This is a genomic window from Pseudochelatococcus sp., from assembly GCF_050946405.1.
In the GTDB taxonomy this organism is placed as follows: Bacteria; Pseudomonadota; Alphaproteobacteria; order Rhizobiales; family Beijerinckiaceae; genus Pseudochelatococcus.
Genome location: NZ_JBMNUS010000001.1, coordinates 400,474 through 418,051, shown reverse-complemented (window position 1 = coordinate 418,051; position 17,578 = coordinate 400,474). Strand labels below are relative to the sequence as shown.

Here is a 17,578-nt window from a genome sequence, read left to right as displayed (position 1 = left end):
CGCGGCGTTCGGAGATATTCCACTCTGGAATCGTTGAAAAACAAGGCGCGCCGCATCATGCCGGGGCGAACGTCCCATGCCGATGCGGATGCCCCGCCACCGCCTTCCGGTGCGTTTCGCGGGCCGATCGGGGTCGGAAAGCCGTCCCGGGGACGCCGAATCACCCACGAAGACGGCCATCGGGGCGAAAATGCGACCGACGATCCACCCGTTTTCGCCGCCCGACTCATTTCCCGAATTTACGAAAGCGGGAAATGGCACTATGTCTGGCACTCTCGCGAGACGCCGGGATGCGGTTGACTGCGCGGTTCGTATCGGCGGTTCGTATCGGCGGTTCGTGTCGACGAACGGGGCAGTCAGATCCAAGGCAACCAGACCCGAGGGAAATGAAGCGCATGTTGGAAGTGAAGCGCATGTTCCGCCGCATCGTAACGGCCGCCGCCGTCGCCGGCACGGCTGCCGGCCTCGCCGGCGCGCCGGCCGCAGCGCAGGGCGTCGTGCGCGCCACGCACGGCGAATGGCAGATGCGGTGCGAGACGCCGCCCGGCGCCGCCGGTGAACAATGCGCGCTGGTCCAGAACGTCGCCGCCGAGGACCGGCCGAACATCACCCTGCTCGTAATCGTTCTCAAGACGGCCGACAACAAGAGCCGCCTGCTGCGCGTCGTCGCGCCGCTGGGCGTGCTGCTGCCCGCCGGGCTCGGCCTCAAGATCGACCAGACCGACGTCGGCCGCGCCGGCTTCGTGCGCTGCCTCAACACGGGCTGCATCGCCGAGGTCGTCATGGACGACACGCTTCTCGGCCAGTTGAAGGCGGGCAAGACCGCCACCTTCATCGTGTTCCAGACGCCGGAGGAAGGCGTCGGCATCCCGGTCGCCCTCGGAGGCTTCAACGCCGGGTTCGATGCGCTGCCCTGAACCGTCGTCGGGCACCGGAACGGCGGGGCGTCCGTCGCTTCGCCGCGACGCATTTTGCCCCGAACGTCATTTCGTGCGCGGGGATCGGTTGACGAACGGGCGCATTATGCAGTTTCCTGCCGCAGTATCGACGAGGCAACCATGACCGACACCCGTGCACCCGCATTCCGCAAGACGACAGCCGGCAAGCAGGCAGCCGGCATGGCGGCGCTGCGTCGCATCCTGCCCGCCGCCGTGCTCTGCGGCGCGCTGGTGCTTGGCGGCTGCCAGTCCTCCGGCGGCGATTCCGGCGGCTCCACCCTGAAAAACTTCCTGCTCTACGGCGGCGCCACCGTGCCGCCGGAAATGGAGGTGCCCGCTGAAGAGGTCATCTGCCCGCGCTTCGACGTTTTCGAAGGGGGCTCCGCCGTCCGCTCCGGCGAGGGGCGCGAGCTGCGTCACCAGCTTGCGATCAGGACCACGGCGCGCGAGTGCATCACGCACGCGGACGGCACGCATACCGTCAACGTGGGCGTGGAAGTGCTGGCGCTGCTCGGGCCGGCGGGCCGGCCCGGCACGTTCTCGACGCCGCTCCACATCGCCATCAGACGCAACAACACGGTGCTCGCCACCCGCACCCGGCAGGTTTCCGTCACCATCCCGGCGGGTGAGGCGCAGGCCCTGACGCGCATCGTGGAAGAAGGGCTGCCCTTGCCGGAGGATACGTCCGGCGTGCTGATCCAGATCGGCCTGGGCGCACTGCGGCGATAGCACAGCACCGACCCGGAGAGGGCGGCGCGGAACAGACGAAAAGGGGAAAGCGATGACGCCCGACGGGTTGTTGACCACGCCGCTCCACGAGCGGCAACAGGCGCTGGGCGCCCGTTTCGTCGCGTTCGCCGGTTATTCGCTGCCCGTGCAATATGCGGCGGGCATCATCGCCGAGCACCGTCACACGCGCGAGGCGGCGGGGTTGTTCGACATCTCCCACATGGGGCAGGCGACGCTCGCCGGGCTGGATCACGAAACGACCGCCCGCGCGATCGAGACCCTCGTGCCGGCCGACATCCTGGGCCTCGCGCCCGGCCGTCAGCGCTACACGCAGTTGCTCAACGAGCAGGGCGGCATCATCGACGATCTGATGGTGAGCCGCGCCGCCGGTCCTTCGGCGGACGGGCGCCTGTATCTCGTCGTCAACGCGGCGCGCAAGGAGGCCGATTTCCGCCATCTCGCGCTCAACCTGCCGGAGAACGTCCGGCTGATTCCGCATCCCGGCCGGGCGCTCGTCGCGCTTCAGGGGCCGCTCTCCGCCGACGTGCTCGCCCGTTTCGCCCCCGCCTTGCGGGATCTGCCGTTCATGGGCGCGGCGGAGGCGCGGATCGAGGGTGTCGAGGTATCGGCGACGCGCTCCGGCTATACGGGCGAGGACGGTTTCGAACTGTCGGTCGTCGCCGACCGGGCGGTGGCGCTGTGGGATGTGCTCGCCGGCCAGCCGGAGGTGCGGCCGGTCGGTCTCGGCGCGCGCGATTCGCTGCGTCTCGAAGCCGGCCTGTGCCTTTACGGCCACGACATCAACGAGGAGACCTCGCCCGTCGAGGCGGGTCTCGCCTGGTCGATTCCGAAGCGCCGGCGCGCGGAAGGCGGCTTTCCCGGCCATCGCCGCATCCTGGCCGAGCTGGAGGAAGGCACGCTGCGCAAGCGCGTCGGCATCCTGCCGCAGGGGCGCACGCCCGCGCGGGAGGGAACGGCCGTCCTCAACGGCAAGGGCGAACTCATCGGCGAGGTTACTTCGGGCGGCTTCGGTCCTTCCGTCAGCGGACCGATCGCGATGGGTTACGTCGTCAGCGATTACACGGGCATCGGCACGGCGATCGGGCTCGACGTGCGGGGCAAGGTCATTCCGGCGAGCGTCGTGCCGCTGCCCTTCATCACGCATGGCTACCGGCGATAGCACGGCCTGCCGCCACCCAACCGCTAGAGCATTTCGGCGTTTCGTTGAAACACCGAAATGCTCTATCTTATTGACTTGACGCGTTTTCTTCACGCAAAGCGGTATCCACTTTGCTTGAAAACGCTCTAGGAACCTTCGGAGCGCAGCATGAGCGATATCCGCTACACCAGGGATCACGAGTACATTCGCGTCGATGAGGGCGCCGTCGCCACCGTCGGCATCAGCGACCACGCCCAATCCGCGCTCGGCGACGTGGTTTTCGTCGAGCTGCCCGAGGTTGGGCGCGTTCTCAAGGCCGGAGAGCAGGCCGCCGTCGTCGAGAGCGTGAAGGCCGCGAGCGAGGTATTCGCGCCGGCTTCCGGCCGGGTGGTCGCCGTCAACACGGCGCTGGAGGACAATCCCGCCACCGTCAACGAGGACCCGCTCGGCAACGGCTGGTTCTTCAGGCTCGAACTGGCCGATCCGACGGAACTCACGCAACTGCTCGACGAGGCCGCCTACGCGGATTACATCCGCGACCTCGCCTGATCCGATCACGGCGGCCGCGCCGGAAGGTTCGGGCCGCGCCAGAGAGGTTTGCGCCATGCGCTATCTTCCGCTGTCCGATGCCGATCGCGCCGGGATGCTGGCGCGCATCGGCGTCGATTCCGTCGACGACCTGTTCGCCGACATCCCGCGCGACGTGCGGCTGGCGGGGGACCTGCCGCTGCCGGGCCATCAGGGCGAGCTGGCCGTCGAGCGCCGGTTGCGCGCGCTGGCCGCCCGCAACGTGCCCGCCGGCTCGGTGCCGTTCTTCCTCGGAGCGGGCGCCTATCGCCATCACGTGCCGGCGACGGTCGACCATCTCATCCAGCGGTCGGAATTCCTGACGAGCTACACGCCCTATCAGCCGGAGATCGCGCAGGGCACCCTGCAAATGCTCTTCGAATTCCAGACTCAGGTGGCGGCGCTGACCGGCATGGAAGTCGCCAACGCCTCGATGTACGACGGCTCCACCGCCACCGCCGAAGCCGTGCTGATGGCCCACCGCGTCACCCGCCGCGGCAAGGCAGTGTTGTCGGGCGGGCTGCATCCGCATTATGCGGCGGTGGTGCGCACCGTTTCGTCGCCCGGCGGCCACGAGACCGTCGCGCTACCGCCCGATGTCGCGGCGGACGAGGACCTTGCCGCCCATATCGACGACGACGCTTCCTGCGTCGTGGTGCAGACGCCGGACGTGTTCGGCAACCTGCGCGATCTGCGCACCGTGGCCGAGGCCGCGCATGCGCGCGGCGCGCTGCTGGTGGCGGTCGTCACGGAGGCGGTGTCGCTCGGGCTCGTCACGCCGCCCGGCGCGATGGGGGCGGATATCGTCGTCGGCGAGGGGCAGTCGATCGGCAACGCGCTCAACTTCGGCGGTCCCTACGTCGGCCTGTTCGCGACGCGGACGAAATACCTGCGCCAGATGCCCGGCCGCCTCGCGGGGCAGACGCTCGACGCGCAAGGGCGGCGCGGCTTCGTGCTGACGCTTTCCGCGCGCGAGCAGCACATCCGGCGCGAGAAGGCGACGTCGAATATCTGCACCAATTCCGGCCTTTGCGCCCTCGCCTTCTCCATTCACGCCACGCTGCTGGGGTCGGAGGGGCTGCGGCGGCTCGCGCGCCTCAACCACGCGGGCGCGGTGGCGCTGGCCGACACGCTGGCCGGCATCGACGGCGTTGCGGTGCTGAACGACACATTCTTCAACGAATTCACGGTGCGGCTGCCGCGCCCGGCCGCGGCCGTGGTGGAGGAACTCGCAGCGCGCGGCGTTCTCGCCGGCGTGCCGGTGTCGCGCCTGCTGCCGGATGCGGGGCTCGACGATCTGCTGCTCGTCGCCTCGACGGAAATCAACACGGACGACGACCGCGCCGCGCTCGTCGCGGGCCTGAAGGGGGTGCTGTGATGGCAAACGATCGCGACCGCTCGGACGCTCCCGCAACGGCCGGAGAAAACGGGGCCTGTCGCACCTTCACCGGCAACCGCGGACTGGCGCAGGAGGAAGCGCTGATCTTCGAGATCGGCCGGATCGACGCCGCCGGCGTCGACATCGAGGAGCCCGCGCCCTTCACCCCGCGCCTCGGCGGACTCATGCGCGAGGACGGGATCGGCCTGCCCGGCCTGTCCGAGCCCGAGACCGTCCGCCACTACGTGCGTCTCAGCCAGCGGAACTACGGCATCGACACCGGCCTTTTTCCGTTGGGCTCCTGCACGATGAAACACAACCCGCGCCTTAACGAGGCGATGGCGCGGCTGCCGGGCTTCGCCGACATCCACCCCCTGCAACCGCTCTCCACGGTGCAGGGCGCATTGGCGCTGTTCGACGAGCTGTCGCGCTGGCTCGCGGAGCTGACCGGCGCGGCGGCGATCGCGCTGCCGCCCAAGGCGGGCGCGCACGGCGAGTTCTGCGGCATGGCCGCCATCCGGGCGGCCATCGAGGCGCGCGGCGAGGCCGGCACGCGCACCGTCGTGCTGGTGCCCGATTCCGCTCACGGCACCAATCCGGCGACGGCGGCGCTGCTCGGCTTTTCGGTGCGGGCCGTTCCGGCGCGTGACGACGGCACGGTGGACGTCGCCGCCGTGACCGGCGCGCTGGGGCCGGACGTTGCGGCCATCATGCTCACCAACCCCAACACCTGCGGCCTGTTCGAGCGCGACATCACGGCGATCGCCGATGCCGTGCACGCCGCGGGTGCGTTCTTCTATTGCGACGGAGCGAACTTCAACGCCATCATGGGCAAGGTGCGGCCGATGGACCTCGGCGTCGACGCCATGCACCTCAACCTGCACAAAACCTTCTCGACGCCCCACGGCGGCGGCGGCCCCGGCGCGGGGCCGGTGGCGCTTTCCGCAAGGCTTGCGGCTTTCGCGCCGCTGCCGCTGGTGAGGCGCGAGGGCGACGCCTTCGTGCTCGTGGAAGACGAGCGGGCCTGCGGCGCGGCGTCGCCCGATGCGGCGCCCTTCGGCCGCATCGCCGCCTTCCACGGGCAGACCGGCATGTTCGTGCGCGCGTTGGCCTTCATGCTGTCCCACGGCGCGGACGGTCTGCGGCAGGCGGCGGAGGACGCCGTGCTCGCCGCCAACTACATCCGCGCGAGCCTCGACGATCTGATGTCGGTGGCGTTCGACAGGCCGACCATGCACGAAGTGCTGTTCGACGACACCTGGCTCAAGGGCACGGGCATCACGACTCTCGATATCGCCAAGGCGCTGATCGACGAGGGCTATCACCCGATGACCGTCTACTTCCCGCTCGTGGTCCACGGCGCGATGCTGGTGGAGCCGACGGAGAGCGAGTCGAAAGCCTCCCTCGATCTTTTCATCGCCACGCTGCGCGACCTTGCCCGCAGCGCGCTGGCGGGCGAGCACGCGCGCTTTACCGGAGCGCCGCGCCTTGCGCCGCGCGGCCGGCTGGACGAAACCCGCGCCGCCCGCCAGCCGGTGCTCCGCTGGACGCCGCCGGCCTGACAGGGGCGGCCGCAAGCACGCCCGCAACTGTCCACATTCGTCAACGAATGATTCGCGCGGGCGCGGCCCATCAACCTTTCGTTTACCGCTGTCGTTAAGAATGTCTCCCGACGGCAGCGGTCCGGCACCGGGACGCGGAGGCCTTGAAGTATTGAATCGCTGGAGTCAGTTAGACCGTTTCGGAGACGCGGGACATTCTGAAGCTGACTCATGTCTGTCGCGCCGCAAATGGAGATTTACACCGAAAGAATGGTTCATATGCGTAAATAACTTGCCAGCATGAATCATGGTTTGTTAACCATTGCAGCATAGCGTTTCGAGTTGAAATCGGATGAGATCGGGCAGGCTGACCGGGGCAACCCGTCGTCAACGTCGCCCGTTCGGAGCCAACAGCACAGGGAGCCTCGGAAGCGAGGTTTGGGACGAGGCCATGCGCGTATTGCTCATTGAGGACGACAGCGCTACCGCGCAGAGCATCGAATTGATGCTGAAGTCCGAAAACTTCAATGCCTATACGACCGATCTTGGCGAGGAAGGCGTCGACCTTGGCAAGCTCTACGATTACGATATCATTCTGCTTGATCTCAACTTGCCCGACATGTCGGGATACGAGGTCCTGCGCAGCCTGCGCGTCGCGAAAGTCAAGACGCCGATCCTGATCCTCTCCGGCCTCGCCGGAATCGAGGACAAGGTGAAGGGGCTCGGCTTCGGGGCGGACGACTATCTCACCAAGCCCTTTCACAAGGACGAGCTCGTCGCGCGCATTCACGCCATCGTGCGCCGCTCGAAGGGGCATGCGCAATCCGTCATCACCACCGGCGACCTTCTCGTGAACCTGGACGCCAAGACCGTCGAGGTCAACGGGGCGCGGGTCCATCTCACCGGCAAGGAATATCAGATGCTGGAGCTTCTTTCCCTGCGCAAGGGAACGACGCTCACCAAGGAGATGTTCCTCAACCATCTCTACGGCGGCATGGACGAGCCGGAACTGAAGATCATCGACGTGTTCATCTGCAAGCTCCGCAAGAAGCTCTCCAATGCCTCGGCGGGCACGAACTACATCGAAACGGTGTGGGGTCGCGGCTATGTGCTGCGGGATATCGCTCCCGGCGAGGCGCGAATGGCCGGCTGAAAAGCCCGTTCCGTACAAGGAAGCGGGTTGAAGGCAGCGGCGTGCCGTGAAGATGCGTAACGTTTACCGTCCCCGGAAGAGCATCGCCCGCCAGATGCGCCGGAGAAGGCTTCGTCCTGGTTTGACAGCGGAAACGGCCGGCGCTATCGCGCCGCCATCAACCGGCTGCGCCAGCGAGGCCGTATCCGGCGGCGCTTCTTCCGTCGGCGCTGCGGATGCCGGGAGAGGCTCGGCCTGCGCCGGCGATGCATCCGGCAAGAGCGGTGGTGCGGCGGGCGGCTTCGGCGCAATCGCGGGCTTGAGCGACAAAGGCTTGAGCGGCAAGGGCTTGAGCGGCAAGGGCTCGCCCGCCTCCGGCCCGGCCGGCTCCGCGACCGGAGCGGCCGCTTCTCCCGCCGGAACCTTTTCCTGCAAGATATCTTTCGCCGGGACTTCGTGCGCAGCCCCCCCTTGCGGCTCAGAAATCCCGTGCGGCAAGGTCTCTTTCGTCAGGGCTGGCTCTGACAAGGTTTCCTCCGCCGAAGCCCCTTCCGCTGGAACGGGCGGCCGCTCATCCCCAGCGCCGCGATCCCCAGCGCCGCGATCCCCGGCGGCGGCGTCACGGGTGCGCGACGCCGGGCGCGCATCGCCGTTCCGCCGGCCCCGCGAGGACGGCGCCTTCAGCGCCGGCGCGACCTGCTTCTCCTCGCCGGGAGCGGGCACAGCCTCGACGGGCTCGGGCAGCAGGCCGAAAAACCGGGCGATTTCCTCCGTCGCCGACATGCCGATATCCGCGAAATGCGGCCCCGGCTGTTCGTGCACATCGGCGCGCCGCGCGTCGATCGGCACGGCGTGGCCGAGATGTTCGATCGCCACCGCCTCCACCAGCACCTGCCCGTCGGCGTCGCGCCAGCGCAGCCTGCGGCTGCCCTTGAAGTCGTCCTCCTCGCTCGCCAGTTCATCGAGGCCATGCACGTTCGTCCACTGCTTGACGATTTCCATGGCATTCGACGGCCGGACGACATCGTCGGCAAGCCCCTGCCAGACGGCAAGGCGCGGCCACCGCGCGGCGACGCGGGTTTCGACCAGGGCGCCGAACGGCGAGGCGCGGCGAACCTCCTCGCCCCGCTCCGCCGGCGAACGCTGGCTGCCCTCCATCATCACCTGAAGCGCATCATGGACGGTGGTGGCGGCGCGATACGGGAGCCCGGCGATGATCGCGCCGGCGGCAAATACCTCGGGATAGGTCGCGAGCATGACATTGGTCATGCCGCCGCCCGCGGAAAGGCCGGTCACGAAGATGCGCTGCCGGTCGATTCGGTGCGCGGCCGAGACGAAATTCACCATCTGCCGGATGGAAGCCGCCTCGCCCGCGTCGCGCTCGATATCGCCGACGCGAAACCAGTTGAAGCAGCGGCGCGGATTGTTCTCGTTGCGTTGCTGCGCGAAGATGACGGCGAAGCCCTCCCGCTCGGCCAGCCACGACCACCCGGAACCGCGATCGTAACCGGCGGCGGTCTGCGTGCAACCATGCAGCACGACGACAAGCGGCGCCTCCGGCGGCAGGTTGCGCGGAATGTACTGAAACAGCCGCAGATTGCCGGGATTGTCGCCAAAATGTTCCACCTCGGAGAGACGACAGCCTTCTTCCGTGCCGATGTCGTCATCGTCCAGCAGGTGCGGCAGGGAAAAAAGCGTCTCCCACTGCATCCGCCACAAGGCGAGATTCGCGGTCGTCGATGCAATTCCCGTCATATTGCTCCATCTTTCTTGTTGTCGGACCGTGGAGATGCCGGGAAGGCGGTGAAAAAAAACGCGACACCGCCCCTGATCCCCGTTCACCGCTAATCCGCCGGTCTTGAAGCGGGCCCCTCTGCACAGATGCTACCGCATTGCAGCAAAACCATGTCAACAAGTTCACAACGTGCGTTACCAAACGCCACGCAGCATGCCGGAAAAATGGAGCGTCACGCCCGCTCTTTTTTCATCGTTGAAAATACATTGAAATTTCCCGCAAGTCCAGTTCCCGCAAGTCCAGTTCCTGCAAGTCCTGTCTCGCAAGTCCGGTCTCGCGGCCAACGCGGCATCAGCCGAAGACGATGAGGCCGGCAAGGCCCGCGGCGCCGGCGATGATGCGCCACCAGGCGAAAAATCCCAGCCCGTGATTGGAAACGAAGGCGAGCAGGGAGCGCACCACGAGGTAGCCGGAGAGAAACGCCGCGATGAACCCGACCACGATGAGCAGGCCGTCGTTGAAATCCAGGTTGCGGTAGTTCTTCAGCAGGTCGTAGGAGAAAGCCGCCGCCATGGTGGGCATGGCGAGAAAGAACGAGAATTCCGTCGCGGCCCTTTTGTCGGCGCCGTTGAACATGGCGCCCACGATGGTCGCGCCGGACCGCGACACGCCGGGGATCATCGCGACGCACTGGCACAGGCCGATGATCAGGCAGGTCTTGAGCGGAAAATGCGTCGCGTCGTTGAAGCGGGGGGAAAACTTCATCCTGTCCACGGCCATCAGCACGAAGCCGCCGAGGATCAGCGTCACGCAGACGATCCAGGGATTGAAGAGCACGTTCTTGATGAAGCTGTGGCCGACGGCGCCGATGGCGACGGCGGGCAGGAAGGCGATGAACACGCCGAGGACGAAGCGCTGCACCTCCGGGTCGGTGCGGATGTTCCGCGCCATGGTGACAAGCCGCTGAAAATAGACCAGCATGATGGCGAGGATCGCACCGAACTGCACGAGCACCTCGAATGTCTTGCCGTTCGACTCGAAACCCATGAAATGGCCGAGCAGCAGCAGATGCCCTGTGGAAGAAACGGGAATGAACTCCGTCAGTCCCTCGACCACGCCGAGCACCGCCGCTTCAGGCAAGTCGCCGATCACCATGATGTTCTCCTTGATTCCCGGCGCGCCGGCGCCCGATGAGCGTCGCTGCCGCGCACCCCGGCGTTGTGCCGGTATAGCGTTAGAGAACCTTTAATGACATACTTCATTACACTGTTTGCGACGCATAAAATCAGTTGTTCGCGCCGCAAGCCGGCTCTATGAGTGGGCGACAATTCGAATGCGCCCGCATCCTGCGGGATTTCCCGGTGCGGAGCCCGCACAGGGGCGTCATGTTGAGAATCCGTATGCGTGGTGCCGCGCCGCGTCCTTCACCCCCGGACTCGTTTGGCTGAATCGATGGCGACCTTATTCCACTATCCATTTTGCCCCCAATCGCGCTTCATCCGCCTCGTGATGGCCGAGATGGGCCTCGAATCCGCACTGATCGAGGAAAAGCCGTGGGAGCGCCGTCACGAGTTCCTGATCATGAATCCGGCCGGGAACCTGCCGGTGTTTCTGGAGGAGCAGGGCTTCGCCGTGCCCGGCCCGATGGTCATCGCGGAGTATCTGGACGAGACGCGCGGTCTCGGTCTCGAAAGCCGCCGACTGCTGCCCGAGCAGGCCGCCGCGCGCGTCGAGGTGCGCCGGCTGATGGACTGGTTCCTGCGAAAATTCCACGAAGAGGTGTCGGACTATCTCGTCACCGAGAAAATCTACAAGCGTTTCATCAGCATCGCGGACGGCGGCGGGCCGCCCGACATGAGCGCCATCCGCGCCGCGCGGGCCAACGTGCGCTATCATCTGAAATACATCGGCTTTCTCATCGCCAAGCGCAACTGGCTCGCCGGCCCCGAGCTCACCTACGCCGATCTGGCCGCCGCCGCGCACCTTTCCAGCATCGACTATCTCGGCGACGTGCCGTGGGAGGAAGACGAAACCGCGCGTGCCTGGTACGCGCGCGTCAAGTCCCGCCCGTCCTTCCGCTCCCTGCTTGCCGACCGCGTGCCGGGCATGGTGCCCTCCGCCCACTACACCGATCTCGATTTCTGACCGGCGGCCGGCGCGACGATCGAATTGAACGCGGACAGCCATGTGCTATAGGTTGCGTGAACCTTGGCACCTGGCGCGAAAGCCGACCGATTGTACGTTCGCCCCTCTCCCGCCCAGCCCTGCGGCCGCGCGGACGAAACCGCGCCGCGCGGGGCCGCGCTGAAACAGGCGCTGGTCGCGCGGGCGCGCGAAGAGGGCTTCGATCTCGTGCGCGTCACGCGCGCCGACGCCATACCGGAGGCAGGCGGACGCCTTGCCGAATGGCTTGCTGCCGGCCATCATGCCTCGATGGAATGGATGGCGGAAACCGCCGACAGGCGCGCCTCGCCGCTCGCCCTGTGGGCGGAGGTGCGCTCGGTCATCATGCTGGCCATGAACTACGGGCCGGCCGACGACCCGATGGAACTGCTGACCCGCAAGAGCAACGGCGTCATCGCCGCCTATGCGCGCAACCGCGACTATCACGACATCATCAAGGGCAAGCTCAAGCAGGTGGCGGGCTTTTTCGCCTCCCGCGCCGGGGCGGACGTGAAGGTGTTCGTCGACACCGCGCCCGTGATGGAGAAGCCGCTCGCCCAGGCCGCCGGGCTCGGCTGGGCCGGCAAACACTCCGTCATCGTCTCGCGCGATTTCGGCGGCTGGCTGCTGCTCGGCGTCATCTTCACCACCGCCGAGCTGCCGCCCGATGCGCCGGAGCGCGATCATTGCGGCTCCTGCCGCCGATGCCTCGACATCTGCCCCACCGACGCCTTTCCCGCCCCCTACCGGCTCGACGCGCGCCGCTGCATCTCCTATCTGACCATCGAGCACAAGGGCGCGATCCCGCGCGCGTTCCGGGCCGCGATCGGCAACCGAATCTTCGGCTGCGACGATTGTCTCGCCGTTTGTCCGTGGAACAAGTTCGCCGCCACGGCCAGCGAGGCGAAGCTCGTCGCCCGCGACGACAATGTGGCCCCGCCGCTCGCCGAACTCGCCCGCCTCACGGACGCCGCCTTCCGCGCCCGCTTCGCCGGATCGCCCGTCAAGCGCACCGGCCGCGACCGCTTCATCCGCAACGTCCTCATCGCTATCGGCAATTCCGGGGATGCGGCGCTCGCGGACGAGGCGCGCGCCCTGCTCGACGATCCCGCGCCCGAGGTGCGCGGCGCGGCCGTGTGGGCGCTTGGCCGGCTCCTTCCGGCAGCGGATTTCGCCGATCTCGCCCGCCGTCGCCACCCGCATGAGCCCGATACCGAGGTCGGCGGAGAGTGGCAGGCGGCAATCGACGCAAGAGGCCGTAGCGACCACGGATAGGAGCCGGACGATTGCATGAGATCGGGAAGCGCTTCCAGGGGAACGGCATGAGACTCTTCATTTTCGGCATCGGCTACACGGCGCAGGCGCTGATCGCCACGCAGACGCACCGCTTTTCCCACATCGCCGGCACCGTCAGGACGGCGGAAAAGGCGCAGGCGTTGAGGGCGCGCGGAATCGACGCGCATGTCTTCGACGGCGCGGACAGCCGGAAGCCCGCGGAGCCGGCATTGCTTCGCGCTCTCGAATCCGCCGACACCCTCCTCGCCGGCATTCCGCCCGGCGAGGCCGGTGATCCCGCCCTCGCGCTGCTCACCGGCACTGACACGCCGGCGGCCCCGGAGGCAACGGAATCGCAGCGCCTTTTCCGGTTTCGTGAAATCGGAAAGCGCATTAACCACATCGGCTATCTTTCGACGATCGGCGTCTATGGCGATCACGGCGGCGCGTGGGTTGATGAAACCTCGCTGACGCTGACCCGTCTGCCGCGCTCCCTGCGCCGGCTGGACGCGGAAGCCGCGTGGCTCGCCCTCGCCCGATCGGCCGGAGCGCGCCCATTCGTCTTTCGCCTGCCCGGCATCTACGGACCGGGACGCAACAACCTGCGCGATCTCGCCGCCGGCACGGCGCGCAACATCGTCAAGGCGGGGCACGTGTTCAACCGGGCGCATGTGGACGACATCGCGGCCGCCATCGCGGCCGCGATGGCTCAGGACGGCCCGGAAGGCGTCTACAACGTCACCGATGACGAACCCGCCGCGCAGGGCGATGTCGTCGCCTTCGCCGCCCGGCTGCTCGGCGTGCCGCCGCCGCAACCCGTCGATATCGCGACGGCCAGACTGCCGGAGACGGTGCGCAGCTTCCATGTGGAAAACAAGCGGGTAAGCAATGCGCGGCTCAAGGCGCTGCCGGGTTTTCGCCTTGCCTACCCCACCTATCGGGAAGGGCTCGCCGCGCTCCATGCCCTGGGCGAGGGCAGCGCCATTGCCGGCACGGATTCCCGCTGAACGGGAGCGACGGACGTTCAGGCGCATACGTTCCGATTCCATCGGAACGCGGGCGGCGACTCACGAAGCGGCCGGGCGGAGATCCATCGCGATACGCGCCTCGCCGCGGTTGATCGCCCGCATCTCCGGCGTAAACGCCGGCAGGCCGCCGCCTGTCGACGGCGCATGCAACACGAGCGGCGGCAGAATGCGCAGGGGCGCGCGCGAGCCCTTCACACCCGCGATCAGCAGCCGCGTCGCCGGCGCCTCGGCGTGAGGATGGACGGTTCGCAACGTCACGCCGCCGAAGCGGCCCTCACAGGCGGTCAACAGGCCGTGCAGGGCATCCGCCCGATGAATGACGACGATGCGCCCGCCGGCCCTTGCGACATCCGCGCAAGCGCGCATCCAGTCGTCCAGCGTGCCGCCTTCGAGGATATGGGCCGACCGCCTCGCGGCGTCCGGCGAGCGGCGGACCGCGCCTTCCTCATGAAAAGGCGGATTGGTCAGCACCAGATCGGCGGCGTCCCGCAGGCCGGCGGCGCGCCTTTCCGCCGCCGAGAACAGATCGACAGTGGCAAGGCGGACCCTGCTTTCCAGATGGTTCAGCGCGATATTGCGTGCCGCGAGCCCGGCCGCGTCCGGATCGCGCTCGACCAGCGTGGCCGTCGCACGCGGGTTGAGCGCGGCCGCCGCCAGTCCCACCGTGCCGACGCCAGCGCCGAGATCCGCGACATGGCCGTCGAAATCCGCCGCGACGGCCGCCGCCAGCAGCACCGCATCGGTGCCCGCCCGGTGCCCGCGTCGGGGCTGGAGAAGCCGCAGCCGGTCGCCGAACAGGCGATCCTCGACGATATCGAAAGATGCCTCCGACATGCGGTCCGCGTCATTCGCCGTCGAAGCTCACGAGCGTTCGCACGGTGACGCCCATGGTCCGCAGCTTCTCCGCCCCGCCGAGATCGGGCAGGTCGACGACGAAAACGGCCGCGACGACCTCGGCGCCGATCCGCCGCAGCAGGTCGACCGCCGCGGTCGCTGTGCCGCCAGTCGCAATGAGATCGTCGACAAGGATGACGCGCTCCCCCGCGTCGATGGCGTCGCGGTGCATCTCGATGGCGTCGAGGCCGTATTCCAGCGAATAGGCGATCGAGACGGTGTCGTGCGGCAGCTTGCCCTTCTTGCGAATCGGCACGAAGCCGGCCGAGAGCTGGTGCGCCACCGCGCCGCCGAGGATGAGGCCGCGCGCCTCGATGCCGGCCACCTTGTCGATCTTGGCTCCCGGCCAGGGTTGCACCAGTTCGTCGATGGTGCGCCGGAAGGCGCGGGCGTTGCCGAGCAGGGTGGTGATGTCGCGAAACACCACGCCGGGACGCGGATAATCGGGAATCGAGCGGATCGTCGCCTTGAGATCGGCCGTCGAGTTCCTGCTCATGTCACATCACCTTGGGCATTTCCGGGACCACCAGCGTCGTCGGGAACGAACCTCCCCGAGAGATCGGCCGAGAATAGCGCCTGCCGGACGGACGCCCAACAAAAAAACAACCTGGATCGGAAACCGATCCAGGATTCCCCGTTCCGGGATTCCCCGTTCCAGGCGAACTCGGATCGATCAGATATTTCCATCTGATCGGGAAACGCTCCGAGGGCTTTTTCGCCGGTCGGATCGTCAGGCGTGACGCTCTTCGGCGTGGGTGCTCGCCCAGATCTTCTTCTTCACGAAGTAAAGCAGGCCGGCGAACACGGCGAGGAAGATGATCACCCGGAAGCCGAGCGCCTTGCGCGCTTCCATATGCGGCTCCGCCGCCCACATCATGAACGCCGTCACGTCGCGTGCATATTGGTCTATCGTCTCGGGAACGACGGGGCGGCCGTCGTCGCCGCGCGGAAACTCGACCTGTCCGTCGGCGATCGGCGGCGGCATGGCGATCAGATGGCCGGGGAAATACTTGTTATAGTATTGGCCGGGCTGCAACGTCACACCCTCCGGCGGCTCCTCGTAGCCGACGACGATGCCGTGGATCAGGTCGGGACCCTGCTCCTGATAAAGGGTGAAGATATCGAACAGAAAGGTCGGGAAGCCGCGCGTGTAGGTGCGGGCCTTGGCCAGCAGCGAGAAATCCGGCGGGTAGGCGCCGCCGTTCGCGGCGCGCGCCGCCTGCTCGTTCGGGAACGGCGAGGGAAAGCGGTCCGAAGCGATGCCGGGACGCTCAAAGTAGTCGCCGGCGTCGTTCGGCCCGTCCTGCACCTGATAGGTGGCGGCGAGCGCCTTCACCTGATCCTCGGAAAATCCCGGCCCGCCGGGCTCGGCCAGATTGCGGAACGCAACGCGGCTCAGGGCGTGGCAGCTTGCGCAGACTTCCCGGTAGATCTTGAAGCCGCGCTGCAACTGCGCGCGGTCGTAGGTGCCGAAAGGCCCTGCGAACGACCAGGACACCGCCGGCGGATGGATCGCCTCTCCCGCCGCCTGCGCCGGCGCGGAAAAGGCGAGGCCCGCCACAAGCCCGGCGACGGCGCCGAGCGTCATCACGAAGCGCCTCAATCCGCCGCCCACGGAGGCCGCACGCCTGTTCTCGCTCATGTCCTGCTCCCCCCGCACAACCGGGCAACGTTCATCGATCTGGAAAGCCACCATTGTCGCCCCCGCTTCAACCGTTGCCGCCGGTGGCGGTGGCCGGCTTCGCATGTTCGCTCAACACCGCCTCGGCGATCGAGTTCGGTAACGGCTTCGTCTTCTCCAGAAGCCCCAGCAGCGGCAGGATGATCAGGAAGTGAGCGAAGTAATAGGCGGTCAGGATGCGGCTCGCGATGACGTAGCCGCCCTCGGCCGGCATGGCGCCGAGATAGCCGAGACCGATCGCCACGAGCGCGAACACCCAGAAAAGCTGACGATAGATCGGACGGTAGACCGCCGAGCGCACCTTCGAGGTGTCGAGCCAGGGCAGGAAAGCGAGGACCGCGATGGAGCCGAACATCGCGATGACGCCGCCGAGCTTGGACGGGATGGCGCGCAGGATGGCGTAGAACGGCAGGAAGTACCATTCGGGCACGATATGCGCGGGCGTCACCAGCGGATTCGCCTCGATGTAGTTGTCCGCGTGGCCGAGGAAGTTGGGCGTATAGAACACGAACCACGAGAAGAAGATGAAGAACACGATGACGCCGAACATATCCTTGATCGTCGCGTGCGGCGTGAACGGCACCGAGTCCTTGCGGATGTCCTTGATCTCCACGCCGGTCGGGTTGTTCTGGCCCACATGGTGCAGCGCCCAGATGTGCAGGACGACGACGCCCGCGATCATGAAGGGCAGCAGGTAATGCAGCGAGAAGAAGCGGTTCAGCGTCGGGTTGTCGACCGAGAAGCCGCCCCACAGCCACGTCACGATCGGATCGCCGACGAAGGGCAGCGCCGAGAACAGGTTGGTGATCACCGTCGCGCCCCAGAAGCTCATCTGGCCCCACGGCAGCACGTAACCCATGAAGGCGGTCGCCATCATCAGCAGGAAGATCACGACGCCCAGAATCCACAGCACCTCGCGCGGCGCCTTGTAGGAGCCGTAGTAGAGCCCGCGGAAGATGTGGATGTAGACCGCGATGAAGAACATCGAGGCGCCGTTGGCGTGCAGGTAGCGCAGCAGCCAGCCGAAGTTCACGTCGCGCATGATGTGCTCGACCGACGAGAACGCCAGCGTGACGTGCGGCGTGTAATGCATCACGAGCACGACGCCGGTGAGGATCTGCGCCACCAGCATGAAAGACAGGATTGCGCCGAACGTCCACAGGTAGTTCAGGTTTCGCGGCGTCGGGAAGGCGACGAAAGACGAATGCAGGAGGCTGATGATCGGCAGCCGGCTTTCCAGCCATTTCGTCAGGCCGGTCTGGGGAACGTAGGTCGAATGTCCGTGCATGGCTCTTCTCGGCTTCGGCGCGTCAGGGGGCTTTCGATCCGGCTGCGATCTGCCCGTCCCAGCCGGGACG

The 17,578-nt window shown here is 67.0% G+C and carries 16 protein-coding genes; 10 read left to right on the top strand and 6 right to left on the bottom strand.

Features of this window, described 5'->3' with window-relative positions; translation table 11 throughout:
• Positions 1-395 precede the first annotated feature (395 nt).
• From ACOYJQ_RS01745 to ctrA, 7 genes are all read left to right on the top strand, one after another.
• Positions 396-917: an invasion associated locus B family protein gene (locus tag ACOYJQ_RS01745; RefSeq protein ID WP_433455910.1), complete on the top strand. Its 522-nt coding sequence runs from the start codon at positions 396-398 to the stop codon at positions 915-917.
• 141 nt (positions 918-1,058) lie between these two features.
• Positions 1,059-1,667: a hypothetical protein gene (locus ACOYJQ_RS01740; RefSeq protein WP_433455908.1), complete on the top strand. Its 609-nt coding sequence runs from the start codon at positions 1,059-1,061 to the stop codon at positions 1,665-1,667.
• A 52-nt stretch (positions 1,668-1,719) separates the two neighbouring features.
• Positions 1,720-2,847 carry a glycine cleavage system aminomethyltransferase GcvT gene (gene gcvT / locus ACOYJQ_RS01735; protein ID WP_433455906.1) on the top strand — a complete coding sequence of 376 codons (1,128 nt, stop codon included), beginning with the start codon at positions 1,720-1,722 and terminating at the stop codon, positions 2,845-2,847.
• 147 nt (positions 2,848-2,994) lie between these two features.
• Complete coding sequence (gcvH, locus tag ACOYJQ_RS01730; protein ID WP_433455905.1) at positions 2,995-3,375, top strand: glycine cleavage system protein GcvH; 381 nt, start codon at positions 2,995-2,997, stop codon at positions 3,373-3,375.
• Positions 3,376-3,430: 55 nt separating this feature from the next.
• On the top strand, positions 3,431-4,771 hold the full coding sequence (gene gcvPA / locus ACOYJQ_RS01725) for an aminomethyl-transferring glycine dehydrogenase subunit GcvPA (protein WP_433455903.1): 1,341 nt from the start codon (positions 3,431-3,433) through the stop codon (positions 4,769-4,771).
• A complete protein-coding gene (gene gcvPB, locus ACOYJQ_RS01720; protein WP_433455902.1) occupies positions 4,771-6,333 on the top strand; it encodes an aminomethyl-transferring glycine dehydrogenase subunit GcvPB in 1,563 nt (520 codons plus the stop codon). The genes gcvPA and gcvPB overlap by 1 nt, the downstream gene beginning before the upstream one ends.
• A gap of 430 nt (positions 6,334-6,763) precedes the next feature.
• Entirely contained in the window at positions 6,764-7,465 is a 702-nt protein-coding gene (ctrA, locus tag ACOYJQ_RS01715; protein ID WP_433455900.1) for a response regulator transcription factor CtrA, read from the top strand.
• Between the two features lie 63 nt (positions 7,466-7,528).
• Here ctrA and ACOYJQ_RS01710 read toward each other — a convergent pair whose 3' ends face one another.
• Both ACOYJQ_RS01710 and ACOYJQ_RS01705 read right to left on the bottom strand, forming a co-directional pair.
• Positions 7,529-9,199, bottom strand: a complete 1,671-nt coding sequence (locus ACOYJQ_RS01710) for an extracellular catalytic domain type 1 short-chain-length polyhydroxyalkanoate depolymerase (protein WP_433455898.1) — start codon at positions 9,197-9,199, stop codon at positions 7,529-7,531.
• A gap of 331 nt (positions 9,200-9,530) precedes the next feature.
• On the bottom strand, positions 9,531-10,334 hold the full coding sequence (locus tag ACOYJQ_RS01705; RefSeq protein ID WP_433455896.1) for an undecaprenyl-diphosphate phosphatase: 804 nt from the start codon (positions 10,332-10,334) through the stop codon (positions 9,531-9,533).
• Between the two features lie 297 nt (positions 10,335-10,631).
• On the opposite strand from ACOYJQ_RS01705, the gene ACOYJQ_RS01700 reads away from it, so the two are divergent.
• The 3 genes from ACOYJQ_RS01700 to ACOYJQ_RS01690 all read left to right on the top strand — a co-directional run bounded on the left by ACOYJQ_RS01700 (position 10,632) and on the right by ACOYJQ_RS01690 (position 13,624).
• Positions 10,632-11,324 carry a glutathione S-transferase family protein gene (locus ACOYJQ_RS01700; RefSeq protein ID WP_433455894.1) on the top strand — a complete coding sequence of 231 codons (693 nt, stop codon included), beginning with the start codon at positions 10,632-10,634 and terminating at the stop codon, positions 11,322-11,324.
• Positions 11,325-11,414: 90 nt separating this feature from the next.
• Positions 11,415-12,617 carry a tRNA epoxyqueuosine(34) reductase QueG gene (queG, locus tag ACOYJQ_RS01695; protein WP_433455893.1) on the top strand — a complete coding sequence of 401 codons (1,203 nt, stop codon included), beginning with the start codon at positions 11,415-11,417 and terminating at the stop codon, positions 12,615-12,617.
• A gap of 47 nt (positions 12,618-12,664) precedes the next feature.
• On the top strand, positions 12,665-13,624 hold the full coding sequence (locus ACOYJQ_RS01690; RefSeq protein WP_433455891.1) for an NAD(P)-dependent oxidoreductase: 960 nt from the start codon (positions 12,665-12,667) through the stop codon (positions 13,622-13,624).
• Positions 13,625-13,684: 60 nt separating this feature from the next.
• Here ACOYJQ_RS01690 and ACOYJQ_RS01685 read toward each other — a convergent pair whose 3' ends face one another.
• The 4 genes from ACOYJQ_RS01685 to ACOYJQ_RS01670 all read right to left on the bottom strand — a co-directional run bounded on the left by ACOYJQ_RS01685 (position 13,685) and on the right by ACOYJQ_RS01670 (position 17,508).
• Positions 13,685-14,479 (bottom strand): tRNA1(Val) (adenine(37)-N6)-methyltransferase, encoded by a 795-nt coding sequence (locus ACOYJQ_RS01685; RefSeq protein ID WP_433455889.1) that lies wholly within the window; start codon positions 14,477-14,479, stop codon positions 13,685-13,687.
• Between the two features lie 10 nt (positions 14,480-14,489).
• On the bottom strand, positions 14,490-15,035 hold the full coding sequence (locus ACOYJQ_RS01680; protein WP_433455887.1) for an adenine phosphoribosyltransferase: 546 nt from the start codon (positions 15,033-15,035) through the stop codon (positions 14,490-14,492).
• 234 nt (positions 15,036-15,269) lie between these two features.
• On the bottom strand, positions 15,270-16,181 hold the full coding sequence (locus ACOYJQ_RS01675; protein ID WP_433455885.1) for a cytochrome c1: 912 nt from the start codon (positions 16,179-16,181) through the stop codon (positions 15,270-15,272).
• Positions 16,182-16,248: 67 nt separating this feature from the next.
• Positions 16,249-17,508 carry a cytochrome b gene (locus tag ACOYJQ_RS01670; RefSeq protein ID WP_433455883.1) on the bottom strand — a complete coding sequence of 420 codons (1,260 nt, stop codon included), beginning with the start codon at positions 17,506-17,508 and terminating at the stop codon, positions 16,249-16,251.
• Positions 17,509-17,578: the final 70 nt, after the last annotated feature.